Annotated in this window: 16 protein-coding genes; 6 read left to right on the top strand and 10 right to left on the bottom strand. The window is 56.9% G+C overall.

All coding sequences use genetic code 11. The annotated features are described in order from the left end of the window. The first annotated feature begins 50 nt into the window (after positions 1-50). Positions 51-218, top strand: coding sequence for a ribosome modulation factor (gene rmf / locus BJP61_RS14205; RefSeq protein ID WP_071603705.1), 168 nt, complete (start codon positions 51-53; stop codon positions 216-218). Positions 219-289: 71 nt separating this feature from the next. On the opposite strand, the gene fabA is transcribed toward rmf, so the two are convergent. Both fabA and BJP61_RS14195 read right to left on the bottom strand, forming a co-directional pair. Beyond that, complete coding sequence (gene fabA / locus BJP61_RS14200) at positions 290-808, bottom strand: bifunctional 3-hydroxydecanoyl-ACP dehydratase/trans-2-decenoyl-ACP isomerase (protein ID WP_032983916.1); 519 nt, start codon at positions 806-808, stop codon at positions 290-292. Positions 809-876: 68 nt separating this feature from the next. Beyond that, a complete protein-coding gene (locus BJP61_RS14195) occupies positions 877-2,634 on the bottom strand; it encodes a Lon protease family protein (RefSeq protein WP_171998581.1) in 1,758 nt (585 codons plus the stop codon). Between the two features lie 183 nt (positions 2,635-2,817). Here BJP61_RS14195 and matP point away from each other — a divergent pair, with 183 nt between their 5' ends. Further along, complete coding sequence (gene matP / locus BJP61_RS14190; RefSeq protein WP_007717899.1) at positions 2,818-3,273, top strand: macrodomain Ter protein MatP; 456 nt, start codon at positions 2,818-2,820, stop codon at positions 3,271-3,273. A 222-nt stretch (positions 3,274-3,495) separates the two neighbouring features. Here matP and ompA read toward each other — a convergent pair whose 3' ends face one another. Next, a complete protein-coding gene (gene ompA, locus BJP61_RS14185) occupies positions 3,496-4,539 on the bottom strand; it encodes a porin OmpA (RefSeq protein ID WP_108695697.1) in 1,044 nt (347 codons plus the stop codon). Between the two features lie 358 nt (positions 4,540-4,897). Continuing rightward, positions 4,898-5,404: an SOS-induced cell division inhibitor SulA gene (gene sulA, locus BJP61_RS14180; protein ID WP_038863758.1), complete on the bottom strand. Its 507-nt coding sequence runs from the start codon at positions 5,402-5,404 to the stop codon at positions 4,898-4,900. A 217-nt stretch (positions 5,405-5,621) separates the two neighbouring features. Here sulA and BJP61_RS14175 point away from each other — a divergent pair, with 217 nt between their 5' ends. Beyond that, positions 5,622-6,236, top strand: a complete 615-nt coding sequence (locus tag BJP61_RS14175) for a TfoX/Sxy family DNA transformation protein (protein ID WP_161579335.1) — start codon at positions 5,622-5,624, stop codon at positions 6,234-6,236. On the opposite strand, the gene yccS is transcribed toward BJP61_RS14175, so the two are convergent. After that, positions 6,227-8,359: a YccS family putative transporter gene (gene yccS, locus BJP61_RS14170; RefSeq protein WP_161579358.1), complete on the bottom strand. Its 2,133-nt coding sequence runs from the start codon at positions 8,357-8,359 to the stop codon at positions 6,227-6,229. The two genes, BJP61_RS14175 and yccS, sit on opposite strands and share 10 nt — an antisense overlap. A 16-nt stretch (positions 8,360-8,375) precedes the next feature. Next, on the bottom strand, positions 8,376-8,822 hold the full coding sequence (locus BJP61_RS14165) for a YccF domain-containing protein (RefSeq protein WP_075193867.1): 447 nt from the start codon (positions 8,820-8,822) through the stop codon (positions 8,376-8,378). A 126-nt stretch (positions 8,823-8,948) separates the two neighbouring features. On the opposite strand from BJP61_RS14165, the gene helD reads away from it, so the two are divergent. Further along, a complete protein-coding gene (gene helD, locus BJP61_RS14160) occupies positions 8,949-11,003 on the top strand; it encodes a DNA helicase IV (protein ID WP_171998580.1) in 2,055 nt (684 codons plus the stop codon). On the opposite strand, the gene mgsA is transcribed toward helD, so the two are convergent. After that, entirely contained in the window at positions 11,004-11,462 is a 459-nt protein-coding gene (gene mgsA, locus BJP61_RS14155; protein WP_038863752.1) for a methylglyoxal synthase, read from the bottom strand. Positions 11,463-11,635: 173 nt separating this feature from the next. On the opposite strand from mgsA, the gene BJP61_RS14150 reads away from it, so the two are divergent. Continuing rightward, the gene (locus BJP61_RS14150) at positions 11,636-12,049 is read left to right on the top strand and encodes a CoA-binding protein (protein WP_171998579.1); all 414 of its coding nucleotides are present in this window, start codon (positions 11,636-11,638) and stop codon (positions 12,047-12,049) included. 27 nt (positions 12,050-12,076) lie between these two features. Here BJP61_RS14150 and hspQ read toward each other — a convergent pair whose 3' ends face one another. Further along, positions 12,077-12,394 (bottom strand): heat shock protein HspQ, encoded by a 318-nt coding sequence (gene hspQ / locus BJP61_RS14145; RefSeq protein WP_004385415.1) that lies wholly within the window; start codon positions 12,392-12,394, stop codon positions 12,077-12,079. A gap of 59 nt (positions 12,395-12,453) precedes the next feature. Next, a complete protein-coding gene (gene rlmI, locus BJP61_RS14140; RefSeq protein ID WP_171998578.1) occupies positions 12,454-13,644 on the bottom strand; it encodes a 23S rRNA (cytosine(1962)-C(5))-methyltransferase RlmI in 1,191 nt (396 codons plus the stop codon). Positions 13,645-13,732: 88 nt separating this feature from the next. On the opposite strand from rlmI, the gene yccX reads away from it, so the two are divergent. Beyond that, the gene (gene yccX / locus BJP61_RS14135) at positions 13,733-14,014 is read left to right on the top strand and encodes an acylphosphatase (RefSeq protein ID WP_038863748.1); all 282 of its coding nucleotides are present in this window, start codon (positions 13,733-13,735) and stop codon (positions 14,012-14,014) included. Here the strand turns inward: yccX and tusE are convergent. Continuing rightward, positions 14,011-14,340, bottom strand: coding sequence for a sulfurtransferase TusE (gene tusE / locus BJP61_RS14130; RefSeq protein ID WP_038863747.1), 330 nt, complete (start codon positions 14,338-14,340; stop codon positions 14,011-14,013). The genes yccX and tusE overlap by 4 nt on opposite strands. Positions 14,341-14,434: the final 94 nt, after the last annotated feature.

Raw genomic sequence — 14,434 nt, 5'->3', positions numbered from 1 at the left:
TGTAATCACTGTTTTCTTTTCCACCAGACCTGAAATGAGGGAAACGAGGCATGAAGAGACAGAAAAGAGATCGCCTGGAACGGGCACATCATCGTGGTTATCAGGCCGGTATTACCGGACGCTCAAAAGAAATGTGTCCTTACCAGACCCTGAATCAGAGGTCTCATTGGCTGGGAGGCTGGCGAGAAGCCATGGAGGACAGGGCTCAGACTGCGTGAGCTTGTCTCTTTAAAAAGAAACCTCCGCATTGCGGAGGTTTCGCCTTTCTGGATGCCATCAAATGAGGCTATCAGAACACAGAGGTGTCCTGGAACAGGCCAACTTTCAGGTCAGTCGCGGTGTAGATCTGTTTGCCGTCGACCAGCACTTCGCCATCGGCAATACCCATGACCAGACGACGGTTTACCACGCGTTTGAAGTGAATACGGTAGGTCACTTTTTTGGCAGTCGGCAGGATCTGGCCGGTAAATTTCACTTCGCCTACGCCCAGCGCGCGGCCTTTACCTTCGCCGCCCAGCCAGCCTAAATAGAATCCGACCAGCTGCCACATGGCATCAAGACCGAGGCAGCCCGGCATTACCGGATCGCCGATAAAATGGCAGCCAAAGAACCACATGTCAGGATGGATATCCAGCTCCGCTTCCACGTAACCTTTATCAAAGTTACCGCCGGTTTCGGTCATTTTCACCACGCGGTCCATCATTAACATGTTGGGTGCCGGCAGCTGAGGGCCTTTTGCGCCAAACAGCTCGCCGCGCCCGGAGGCAAGAAGGTCTTCTTTCGTATAGGATTCGCGTTTGTCTACCATGTTCTCTGTATGCCTTATTTTAGTGAAGCCCGCAGGTTAGCTAACACGTGTACGCTGAACAAGTCCGATCAGTTGTGGTTAAACCAGTTCAGCCAACGTAACGGCCATGGCCGCTGGCGGATATCCTGCTGCGTCGCCTGAGCGATTCGCTCGCCGATAGCCGACAGCAAGGTCGTCTGGCCTTCGCCATCCCACGGGAGAGTGGTTAATAAGGGTAGCGCATCTGCGACATCATCAATGGCCCAGATGGAAAATTGCCCCTGGTCGACTGCGTCCAGAATCTCCTGGCACAACGATAAATGACGTACGTTGGCGGCAGGAATAATGACGCCCTGTTTGCCCGTTAAGCCGCGAGCCTGACAGACGGTGAAAAAACCTTCGATTTTCTCGTTAAGCCCGCCGACCGGTTGCGCGCGGCCAAATTGATCCACTGAGCCGGTAATGGCAATCTGCTGGTTAAGTGGGGCGTTGGCGAGTGCGCTGATAAGCGCGCACAGCTCCGCCATTGAGGCGCTGTCGCCGTCCACTTCGCTGTAGGACTGCTCAAAAGTTAGCGAGGCGGAGAAGGGCATCTGCTGTTCAAGATCCAGCTCAGCCATCAGGAATGCCTGCATGATCATCATGCCCTTGGCGTGAATATTACCGCCCAGTTCGGCTTTGCGTTCGATATCGGTAAACTCGCCGTCGCCGATATGCACCACGCAACTGATGCGAGACGGTTCGCCGAACGCGCGCGGATGCCCGGGAAATTCCACGACTGACAGCGCGTTTATCTGACCGATGCGTTCGCCTTCGGTTTCCACCAGCAACTGGCCGAGCAGGATTTCATCCTGCATGCGCTCGGCGAGATAGCCTTCACGCCAGGCGCGGCGGGCCAGCATCTGCGCGAACTGCGCGGCGTTGAAGGTGGCGTCTTCGCATAGCGCCGCGACTTCGCCGAGCTGGCGCGTCATCCAGACAGGATCCAGCGGCAGCGTCTCCTGGTCGCCGGTGTACCGCACGGCTTCACGAATCAGCAGCGGCCAGGCGTCGCGTGCCGGCGCGGGCAGCTGATGCTGTTGAGCGAGCGTGCAGACCCAGTTGCACCAGAGTGAAATATCTTCTTCGTCGGCGATTTGCAGATCATCTTCATATTCACTGTAAATAGCCTGCTGTGCGAGTACGGGCTCCATCTCCTGGAAATCGGCCAGCGATTCACGATCGCCCACCAGCACGACGCGCAAATCGAGCGCGAGGGAAGGGAGGGAAACCGGCAACGGACGCGATTCGTCCGGCGCTATCCACTCAAAGCGCTTCGCGATGATCATCTGCTTCAGGCGCATCCATAACAGCGGCTGCATCAGGAGCGTTTTCAGCGCCACCACCAGAATGCCGCCGTTCGCTTTGTGCACCAGGCCTGGCTCTAAGGAAATTTTACCGGCGAACTGGCGCACGCAGCCGAAAAGCTCACCCGCTTCGGCCCAGGCGGCGACCACCACGTCCGGACGCACGGCGAAATCACCTGGCGCGTTATCAGGCGGCGCCAGCGTGACTTTCTGGTCTTCGATAAGATAGTGCCCGCCGACAAGGCGTGATTGTTCCGGCAGTAGCGCTTTTGCCGCGCTGGCAATCAGTTCCAGCAAAGGTTTCTCTTCATCCGCCTTTACCAGCATAAAATCATTTAAGGGGCGCGGCGCGCAGAGCTGACTCAGCCCATCGTGGAGGCGAGGCTGGAGCGCCTCAAAATCAAGCGCGCCGTCAGATGCGGCGTCCATTTCATCAAACCGGGACTGGAAGGTTTCCGTATCAGGTACAAGCGCTTGTGATGTAAGTCTGTTAATGGTCAATGTCGAGGTTTTTTAGTCAGATGTAAAAGGCGAGATTATAGCGTAATGGGCCGGTCAACACACCGGAAATGCCGAGATTGCCCTGCAGAATCTCCCGGCGCGTCACAGACGGTTATTTCCCCTCAGCGAAACGAAAAAAAACTGTTATCCTGAAATGAGTTACACGGTCATCCTGAGATCGCAATGAAATACCAACAACTCGAAAACCTCGAAAGCGGCTGGAAGTGGAAATATCTGGTTAAAAAGCATCGCGAAGGCGAGCTGATAACCCGCTATGTCGAAGCCAGCGCAGCGAAAGAGGCGGTGGATCTCTTGCTGGGTATGGAAAACGAACCGGTAAGAGTGCTGGGCTGGATCGAGAAGCATATGAACCCGGCGCTGCAAAACCGCCTTAAACAGACGATTCGCGCCCGTCGTAAGCGGCATTTTAATGCCGAGCATCAGCATACCCGTAAAAAGTCTATCGATCTGGAGTTTATGGTCTGGCAGCGACTGGCCGGGCTTGCGCAGCGTCGCGGGATTACGCTTTCAGAAACCATCGTGCAGCTGATTGAAGATGCCGAGCGTAAAGAGAAGTATGAAAATCATATGTCGACGCTGAAACAGGATTTGCAGGCGCTGCTGGGTAAGAAAGAGTAACGCGGGCGAGGCGCCGCAAAACGTCAGGCTGACACGCTTGCCCGGAGCATAGCGCAGCGATTGCAGGGCAAAATGTGATGCCTGCGGCGATGATAAACCCTTCCGAAAACACAACAGGCGTTGATGACAGGCGCAAAGCCAGTCTCTGAACTTATTCCGGCAGAAACATGAACGCCAGAAACAAAAAACCCCGCCTGGGCGGGGTTTTTCTTAACGTATAACTTAAGCCTGCGGCTGAGTTACAACGTCTTTAACGCCTTTAACTTCGATCTCTACGCGACGATCCGGACCCAGGCAGTCGATCAGAGCTGCACGAGCTTTCACGTTGTCACAGGTGTTGCCAGTGACCGGGTTGGATTCGCCCATACCACGTGCGGAGATCTTGTTGGACGGGATACCTTTGGAGATCAGGTAGTCAACAACAGACTGAGCACGTTTCTCAGACAGACCCTGGTTGTAAGCGTCAGAACCGATACGGTCGGTGAAGCCCAGAACCACTACAGAACCGTCTTTCGGATCCAGGTTGCTCAGCTGAGAGTACAGCTGATCCAGCGCCTGCTGGCCTTCCGGTTTCAGGGTAGCTTTGTTGAAGTTGAACAGAACGTCAGACTTCAGAGTGAAGTGCTTGGTCTGTACTTCCGGAGCCGGAGCCGGAGCCGGAGCTACAACCGGAGCTGCATCTTCCTGCTGACCGAAACGGTAGGAAACACCTACGCTCAGCATGCCGTTGTCCGGACGCGCGCCAACAGTCTGTGCGTCGCCGATGTTGTTAACCCACTGGTATTCCAGACGGGTAGCGATGTCGCGGGTCATTGCCCACTCAACGCCGCCTGCGAATACAGGAGAAACGCCGGTGTCGTGGTCGTCGCCAGCGATGTTAGAAGAGGAATCAGCACGCCATACCATGCCGCCCAGACGGGTGTAAACGTCCAGATCGTCGGTTACCGGGTAACCCAGTTTAGCGGTCAGCTGTACGCCCTGAGCTTTGAAAGCGCCGTTTACAGTGTCGCCTTTATACGGCATGCGGCCCAGCCAGTCGTAGCCCATTTCGAAGCCAACGTACGGGTTAACCTGGTAACCACCGAACGCGCCTGCGCCCAGCTGGCTTTCGTGAGTCGGACCGTCGTTAGGAATAAAACCGGTATCGTGGAACTGGGACCAGCCCAGTTTGCCGCCTGCATACCAGGTGTTATCTTTCGGTGCGGCCTGCGCTACGGTAGCGAAGCCAGCCAGTGCCACTGCAATCGCGATAGCTGTCTTTTTCATTTTTTGCGCCTCGTTATCATCCAAAAAGGCCATGCGCTTTTCCGGGAGGAAAAGTTCACGGTTAAATCCTTCACCGGGGTTATAGCTCAATGGTTACTCTACCGATATTGTCGGTTTATTGATGAGCACCCTGGCGAGGTAAAGTCTACAACGTAGTTGGAAACTTACAAGTGTGAAGTCCGTCAGGCATATGAAAAAAAACAACTTGCGAAAGCAAAATTTAACATTTTTGCGGCAATTTTAAACACTCGTAAAGTGTGAAACCGGACGAAATCGCCCGTCTGGCCGTTCATTCGCCACAATCACTCTAACGCAGAGCGCGAGAACAAATCTGTACCAGGATTTATCCTAAAAACAATTAATGCACCATTCTTGAGTGAATTCTTAAGCCCGAACGTGGTCGGTCACCGGTCAGAGAGGGTTGGACAGGGCGCATTAAAAACCCCATTGCGTTTCCTTTCTCTGCCGCTTCCGTCAGACGGCGATGCTCGTCATCCGTTAAGTCATCATGCAGCCAGGCGATCACGACGCTGTAATTACCCGTTTCCATCGCACGAATCATTGAGTCGATAGTGACTTGTGGGTTCATCTGACTCACCTGCATTACTTTCGTCAGCGGTAAACCGGCGGATTCGACCCATTCACGGCTCAGACGCTGTTGCGGCGTGAGCCACAGCTGCCAGCGGGACTGCTGACCGAGCTGCTGCAACAGGGGCAGCAACACCAGTTGCGTCATCCACGGCTGATCTTCGTTGTACATCACTTCACTTATCAATCCCTTGGTTTCAGCCTGAGCTAACGCGCCTGCCGTTTCTTTTGCCAGACGACGGGAGCCATGCGCGCGATTTTGATGAGAAAAGTACATAAAGGTCCAGCCTCGCTAGTTACTGTATGCATATACAGTACTGCTGGCGAGACCAAAGATCAATCTAAATTTCGGAAAGCATCTCGCAAATTTTGCATCTTATGACGTTGGAAAATGAAATTCGGATTGCTCACCGGGCGCAACTTTCATATGTTCCTGTTAAAGGAAAAGCTAATGGGATTTTTATCCGTTACTTATTGATATAAAAGGAATAATCATGGATAAAGCTTCGTCTGACACTCTGGTTCGGGTACAAAATACGCTTTCATCGCTGGGAAATGTTACTCATCGTTCGCTCTTTGGCGGCTACAGCCTCGCCATTAACGACGCCGTATTCGCCATGCTGGTGGAAGGGCGCTTGTATCTGCGTGCCAGCGATCAGAGCCGCGATTATCAACAAGCGCATAATCCGCCGATGCTGGTATGTACCCGGCGCGGTCGCCATATTAGCCTCAACTATTATCTGGCGGATGAGACACTCTGGCGCTCGCCATCAGCGCTGCGTGAGCACGCGCGCATCGCGCTGGCCTGCGCGCAGGCAGAGAAAACCGAGCGTGCCCGCGAGCGGCGCGTCAAAGATCTGCCAAACCTTAACGTTCAGCTTGAAATGTCGCTCTGGGAAGCCGGGATCCGGGATGTGGAAACGTTATGCGCCTTTGGCGCGAAGGAGTGCTGGCTGAAGTTACGCAAGGCTCGCAAAAACCTCAGCCTGCATGTGTTGTACGCGCTTCAGGGGGCCATTACCGGCACCCATGAAGCGGCGTTACCCACCCAAATCCGCGAAGAGCTGCTGGAATGGTTTATGCAATTCTCAGTACAGAATCAGTCCTGAGCCAGTTGACGCTGCAGGCGGCTGATTTCCGGCAGCAGAGAGATAAGCAGTCCTATCTGCTGTAGCACCAGCGGTTCTTTACTCTCCTGGCGCGGCTCAATTTGCCCAATGCGCTGCGCCAGTTCCGCCAGCGACTGCTTCACCCGCGCGTCGTCAGCAGGCTGGTGATGGAGCGCGTCATCAACGTAACAGACAGCATCGTCGAGCACGGAGAGGATCTCCTGACGCGTCAGCTTTTCCCTGTGCGCGCCAAGCGCGGAGATATAGCTGGTAAGCGTGTGGTTAAGACACAAAAACCGGAAAGCGATATCGCGCATCTGCCCACTGACTCTGGGCTCGCTCGACATATTCGACACCACCGACGCCAGCTCCGCATCGCTGTTATGCGCATCGCGACGGGCGATACGATAGGCGAGCCGGTTGTCGCGCCCTTGATGATACTGTTCAAGGATCGCGTCGAGATAACGACAGTTGGCGTTTAGCGCGCGCTCAAGCACCGCTGGCAGCCGACGGAACCGCCAGTCGGGCCAGATAAAGCTCACCGCAAACCAGGCGATGGCGCAGCCGATTATCGTATCCACCACGCGCGGCAAAGCCACTTCAAAGCCCTCGCCCAGCAGATTAAAGCAGAGCAGTACCAGTAGCGTGATAAAGAGCGTGGCGTGGGCGTATTGCACGGTGCGGAAAACGAAAAACAGCACGCCGGTAATCACGATCAGCACCAGTTGCCCTTCCAGCGAAGGTACAAAATAGAGCACGGGAATGCCGACCGCGACGCCCGCCAGCGTGCCGATAATACGCAGTGTCAGGCGATGGCGCGTGGCGTTGTAGTTCGGCTGACAGACAAACAGGCTGGTGAGCAAAATCCAGTATCCGTGATTAAGGCCGGTCAACTGGATAAAAGCGTAACCGACGCACAGTACGACGGACATCCGCACCGCGTGGCGAAACAGCGCCGACTGCGGCGTAACGTTACGGCTCAGGCGAAACCAGATATCGCTGAAGCCGTTCAGGCTGTCATCCGCCAGACGGTGTTCACTGTCACTGGCGGCAGGCTGGGTAAAGGGCTGCTCCGATTCAATAGTGGCAAGCTGCGCGTCAATGGCTTTAAGGTTGGCGACCAGAAACTGCACGGCTTTGAGCTGTGTGGCCGACCCGCCCGCCGCCGCGGTGCGATCGAGCGCGGCCTCCAGATGCGTAAATGCGCGCTCGAAACGCGGATCGTGCTGGTAGGGCTTGCGCAGCAGCACGGAACGCGCCAGTTGCTGACACGCCTGTGACTGCATGGAGAGCAAACGCTGGAAGCGGAACATTACATCGCTGTAGCGAAAGGTGTCACGCAGCGTCTGGTAATGAATATGCGAGGAGCTTGCGCGCTCGTGGATATCCTGCGCGACAAAATAATAGTGCAGCGTGCGGCGCGTGCTGCGCTGGCCGCGGTCACCGCGCAAGCGGGTCAACAGCGAGGCTTTGGTCTGATTCAGCGTGGCAACCAGCTGGCTGTTCGCCATCGCCAGCTCCAGCATCGGCACCTGGCTTTCATCTTCAATATCCGGATCGAACAGCCGCGATTTAATTTCCAGATAGTGCGCCAGCTGTTCATAGCAGCGGGCCAGATTTTCCTGCAACGGCCGCACCGGGAAGAGCAAATGCCCGGCGAGCGTCAGCAGGTTGTACCAGACCGCGCCTGCGAGCAGCAGCAGCGGCTGCTGGTACCAGTGCTCATAAAGCGATACCCCAAGCATGGTATAGATAGCTATCAGCAGCGCGCCGAAGGCGATAGTCGCATAGCGCTGCCCAAGCCCGCCCAGCAGAATAAAGCCAATGGTCGAAACTGTCAGCCCGGCGGCGAACAGCCACGGCCACGGGAACAGCAACTCCACCGAGGCCGAGGCGATAAAAAAACTGATAAGCGTAATCAGCAGGTTGCGCAGTCGGCCCGTCAGGCGATCGTCGAGGTCGGTCAGCGCGGCGGCGACCACGCCAAGCGTCAGCGGAATCGTCAGCTTCGCCTCGCCAAGCCACCAGGGCAGCGCCGCGGTGCCGCACAGCGCAATAAAGATACGCACGTTGGTGAGCCACGCGCTGTTCCATGCGTGGCGGTGAAGCAGAGGGTTGAGCATCATGAGCGGCCCTGGTTTACTGGAAACGGCGGCGGGCGTTCGCGTCGCGCGCGGCCCTGGCCGTCTCCACGGAAACGACGCGGCGGCCTACTGGCCAGAGCGCAATCGCGGCGATTTTAAAATTCGCAATACCGACCGGGATCCCGATAATAGTCAGGCACTGCGCGATACCAGCGGCGATATGCATCAGGCACAGCCACCAGCCGAAAAACAGCAGCCAGAAGAGATTCAGCAGCGTGCCGCCGGTATTGAGCAGCACATTTTTCCCCGCCGGATCAAGCTCGTCCACATGTACCGCTTCATTCCCATAGGGCAGTAGCGACAGTTTTGTAATTTCCCAGCAGGAGCGTGTCAGCGGCAGGGTGATAACCAGAACGATGCTGACAAGCGTCGCCAGCAGCCAGGAGAGGGTCGTGGCGAAACCGCCCAGCACAAAATTCAGAATATTTAAAACAGTACGCATAAAACCTCAGAAGCGTCGGCAAAGCGCCGGGATCATAACCACAACAATTGTAACGCGTTTTGGGTCTGGAGCGTGATATCGCAGGCGGGTAAACTTAGCGCTCTGACACCATTCACTGGCAGCCTCATGGAACTGAAAGCAACCTCTCTGGGTAAACGTCTGGCGCAACACCCCTACGATCGTGCGGAAATCCTCACCGCCGGGGTAAAAGTCTCTGGCGATAAGCACGAATATCTGATCCCATTTAATCAGTTGCTGGATATCCAGTGCCGCCGCGGCCTGGTCTGGGGCGAGCTGGAATTCACGCTGGCGGATAATAAAGTGGTGCGCCTGCACGGCACGGAATGGGTGGAAACCCAGCGTTTTTATCATCACCTGACAGCGCTCTGGCAGCAGTGGAGCCTTGAGATGAGCGAGGTAGCGGCGGGCGTGCTCAACGCCTGGCAGGAGAAAATCCGCAGCGGCGCAACGCATGAGAAATGGCTAAAGCGTGAAGAGAGCCAGGCGTTATGTCAGGCGCTGCGCCGTGCGTTACAGGCGCTGCCGGTGCCGACAGCGCGCCTTGAGTCGTTCGATAACTGCCGCGACGCCTGGCGGGAATGCCAGGCCTGGCTTGGAGACAGCGAGGCGAAGCGTCTCGCGCATAACCAGGCCTTTACCGACGCCATGCTGACGCGTTACGCCGATTTTTTCGCGCATATTGAAAGCTCGCCGCTTAACCCGTCCCAGGCGCGGGCGGTGGTAAACGGCGAAAGCTCGCTGCTGGTGCTGGCAGGCGCGGGGAGCGGCAAAACCTCCGTACTGGTGGCGCGCGCGGGCTGGCTTATCGAGCGCGGCGAGGCGACAGCTGAACAAATTCTGCTGCTGGCGTTCGGGCGTCAGGCCGCCAGAGAGATGGAGGAGCGGCTTCAGGCGCGTCTTAACACCGATGCGATCGTCGCGCGTACCTTTCATGCGCTGGCGCTGCATATCATCGGCCAGGGCGGGCGTAAAACGCCGCGCGTGAGCGAGCTTGAAAACGACACGGTAGCGCGCCACGACCTTCTGCTGAACGCCTGGCGCGAACAGTGCCGCGAGAAAAAAGCGCAGGCGAAGGGCTGGCGGGAGTGGCTGCGTGACGAACTGGAGTGGGACATCGACAACGGCGATTTCTGGGAGGACGAGGCGCTGGGGAAACGGCTCGCCAGTCGTCTCGACCGCTGGCTTGGGCTGATGCGCATGCATGGCGGCTCGCAAGCAGAGATGATAGCCGCCGCGCCAGATGATGTTCGTGCGCTCTTCCAGAAGCGCGTCAAGCTGATGGCGCCGTTATTGAAAGCCTGGAAAGCGGCGCTGAAAGCCGAGGAGGCGGTCGATTTTTCGGGGCTTATCCATCAGGCGATCAGCGTGCTGGAGAAAGGCCGTTTTGTCAGCCCGTGGAAGCATATTTTGGTGGACGAATTCCAGGATATTTCACCGCAGCGGGCGGCGTTGCTGGCGGCGCTGCGCCGTCAGAATTCAGCCACCAGCCTGTTTGCCGTGGGCGACGACTGGCAGGCGATTTACCGCTTCAGCGGGGCGCAACTCTCCCTGACTACCGCATTTGACGCGCATTTTGGCGAGGGCGACCAGTGCGCGCTCGACACCACGTACCGTTTTAACGGGCGCATCGGCGACATTGCTAACCGCTTTATCCAGCAAAACCCGCATCAGCGGGAAAAACCACTTAACAGTCTGCGTGCGGGCGACAGCAAAGCCGTCACGCTGCTGGCGCAGGAGCAACTGGAAGCGCTGCTGGATAAAATGAGCGGCTATGTGCGCCCCGATGAGCGCGTACTGGTGCTGGCTCGCTATCATCATCTGCGCCCGGCGGCGCTGGAGATGGCCGCGACGCGCTGGCCAAAACTCTCGCTGGAGTTTATGACGATTCACGCCAGCAAAGGGCAGCAGGCGGATTACGTCATTATTGTCGGTCTGAACGAGGGGCGGGATGGGTTTCCGGCGCCTGCCCGAGAATCGGTTATGGAACAGGCGCTGCTGCCTGCCACGGAAGACTTCCCGCATGCCGAAGAGCGCCGCCTGCTGTATGTGGCGCTAACCCGCGCGCGGCATCGTGTCTGGCTGCTGTATGACAACGCGGCGCCGTCGGTGTTTGTTGACGCACTGACGCGTCTTGGCGTGCCGACGGCCCGCAAACCCTGATTATTTCAGGCGTTCTGCGAGATAACGCGGATAGTCAGGGATCAGCACATCCAGCGTGTCGCTAAAGGTCGGCGACTGGATAATAAAATCTGCCGTCGACAGGTTCGTCGCCACCGGGATATTCCAGACGGTGGCGAGACGCAGCAGCGCTTTAACGTCCGGATCGTGCGGCACGGCGTTCAGCGGATCCCAGAAAAAAATCAATACGTCGATTTTCCCTTCGGCGATCATCGCGCCCACCTGCTGATCGCCGCCCATCGGGCCGCTCAGCATCGCGTTAACCTCAAGGCCGGTCGCGCGCTGCACCAGATTGCCGGTAGTGCCAGTTGCGTACAGTGAATGATGCGCCAGCAGCGCTTTATGGCGCTCCACCCAGTTCATCAGCATCGATTTGCAGTGGTCATGCGCCACCAGCGCGATTTTCTTTTGGGCGGGCAGGGTTCGGGTTGTCAGTTCCATATCATTTTCCAGATTAAATAACTGGCTACAGATTACTGTAAGTGATGGATGCTGCAAGCGAAGCCGGTAAAAAACTGCGCCCCGTCGCATCGGTTGCGCTCAGACGCGGCGTTGCGTGGTGAGCGCGCCGCCTTTGGCATACACTTTACTGGAACGCTTTGAGGGGAGAGAAAATGAAAGAAGCTGATATCGCAGAGATTTTGCAAAATACCAAAACTATCGCGCTGGTGGGCGCCAGCGACAAGCCCGACCGTCCGAGTTATCGCGTGATGGCGTATCTGCTGGAGAAAGGGTATCACGTCATTCCCGTGTCGCCGAAAGTAGCGGGGAAAACCTTGCTTGGCCAGCAAGGATACGCCACGCTCGCCGACGTGCAGGAAAAAGTTGATATGGTGGACGTGTTCCGTAATTCCGAAGCCGCGTGGGGCGTGGCGCAGGAGGCCATTGCGATAGGCGCGAAAACGCTCTGGCTACAACTTGGCGTGATTAACGAGCAGGCGGCGGTGCTGGCGCGTGACGCGGGGCTTAACGTGGTGATGGATCGCTGCCCGGCGATAGAAATACCGCGGCTAGGCCTGTTTCAGTAATAAAAAACCCGGCGTGGCCGGGTTTTTTTAGTTACGCAGGCGGGGCGCCTGGAGCTGCTGGCGAATCGAACGCGCCAGTTCATCCATAGAGGGTTGCTCCGGATGCTCCTCCTGCATTTCGCCGCTTAGCTGGGCTTCAGCAAGATAAGTATGCACGGGCTGGCCGTCGTCGTCTTCCATCACGACGTGATACCACGGCGCGGCGCGCAGCTCGGCGTTTACCGCCAGTTCATCGACTTCAGGTTCATCAAGCGAATATTCAGGGTCGATATCCACCACGACACCCAAATACCCTAACAGAGAATGACGAACCTGCTGGCCGATACCGAATTTGCTGGCAATCATTGTCACCTCCCGGGAAACGTTCATACCCTGTATATAAGGGCAGTGTATTCCTTTTCAAGTTACATGACGCGACAGGCAAACCCTTTCAGATAAAGACCTTCCGGGTAGCTGGCGATCACAGGGTGATCGGCGGCCTGACGGAACTGCTCTATAAATTGTACATCACGTCCGGCATCTGTTGCGGCGTCGGCGACGATTTTCTGGAATAAATCGGTGGTCATCAGCCCGGAGCAGGAGAACGTGAGCAGAATGCCGCCAGGGTTAAGCAGCTGAATTGCGAGCATATTAATGTCTTTATAGCCGCGGCATGCGCCATGAAGCTGGCTTTTGTTCTCTACGAATTTTGGCGGGTCCATCACGATAACGTCGAACTTCTCGCCCTGATCGCGGTATTTACGCAGCAGCTTGAATACGTCATCGCGCACGAATTCGGCTTTGCTCAGGTCGAGCTGGTTAAGCTCCACGTTCTGTTTCGCCACATCCAGCGCCTCCTGCGAGGTATCAACGCTTATCACCTGGCGACAGCCGCCCATCAGCGCAGAGACCGCAAAGCCGCCAGTGTAAGAGAAGCAGTTCAGCACGCGCTTGTCGTCGACATAGCGGCGCGTCGCGAAACGGCTGTCGCGCTGGTCAAGGTAATAACCGGTTTTATGACCGCCTTTAATATCCACCAGCAGCTTCATGCCGTGCTCTTCAATCGCCAGCAGATCCGGCGGCAGCTCGCCGCTGATCGGGCCCTGCGCAAGCTCCATGCCTTCTTTTTTACGTACCGCGACGTCCGAGCGATCGTAAATCGAGCATTCCGGGTAGAGCGACTGCAACGCCGATACCAGCGCCGGGCGCTGATATTCCGCACCGGCGGAGAGCAGTTGCAGCACGAGGAAATTGCCGAAACGGTCAATCGTCACGCCCGGCAGGCCGTCCGATTCACCGGCGATAAGGCGATAGCTGTCGAGCCCGTCTTTTTGCGCCAGCCAGTCGCGCCACTGCTGCGCCTGAGCCAGGCGACGGGTGAAAAAGGCGATGTCGATGGTTTCATTCGCATCAAACGTCCAGACGCGCGCGCGGATCTGCGAGGCCGGGGAGAGGGCGGCGCGTGCTAACCATTTTCCCTGATGGTCGACGATGTCGATGGTTTCACCTGGCGCGGCTTTACCTTCCATACGCGCGACGGCGCCGGAAAAGACCCAGGGATGGCGGCGCAGGAGAGACTTCTCGCGCCCTTTGGCTAACACTAAACGTACGCTCATAATTTGCTATTCTGTGAATCAAAGAAAATGGGCGCCATTCTCCCGACTTCAGCCGGGAAATGCAACGCTACCGCAAAGGAGAACCGCTATGACTCAACAATGCACGATGGCCTGGGTACACGGCCGGGTACAGGGCGTCGGGTTTCGCTACACTACCCAGCACGAGGCGACGCGACTGGGCCTGACCGGCTACGCACGTAATCTTGACGACGGCAGCGTGGAAGTGCTGGCCTGCGGCGAGGCCGGGCAGGTGGAGAAGCTTATCGCCTGGCTAAAAGCGGGCGGGCCGCGTAGCGCCCATGTGGAGAAGGTCCTGACGGAGCCGCATTCGCCCGCTGAAGATTACCGGGAATTTCGCATTCGCTATTAAATGCACTTCACGGGTTTCGGCAGGCCGGCGATTTTAGTGGCCTGCTTCGCCGGGCCTTTCGGGAACAGGCGATAGAGATAGCGGCTGTTGCCTTTCTCTTCGCCGAATTTCGTCGCCATTGCTTTGACCAGCATGCGGATAGCGGGCGATGTATTAAATTCGATATAAAAATCGCGTACAAAGCGCACCACTTCCCAGTGCTCCGGCGTTAGCGTAATGCCTTCTTTTTCGGCGATAACTTCCGCCAGCCCTTCGCTCCAGGCGTCGAAGACTTTCAGATAGCCTTCAGCGTCGGTTTCAAACTCTTTACCATCAAACGTCAACATACCGATTCTTGCCCTGTTACTGATTGCGCGCAGTGTAGCAAATTCCTGGCGCCAGAAAAAACAAAGCCCCGCACGGGGCGGGGCTTAAGCGCAG

The sequence above is a fragment of the Cronobacter sp. JZ38 genome, assembly GCF_008932145.1.
GTDB lineage: Bacteria > Pseudomonadota > Gammaproteobacteria > Enterobacterales > Enterobacteriaceae > Cronobacter > Cronobacter muytjensii.
The sequence above is the reverse complement of the archived record's forward strand: the minus strand, read 5'-3'. Positions and strand labels throughout refer to the sequence as shown.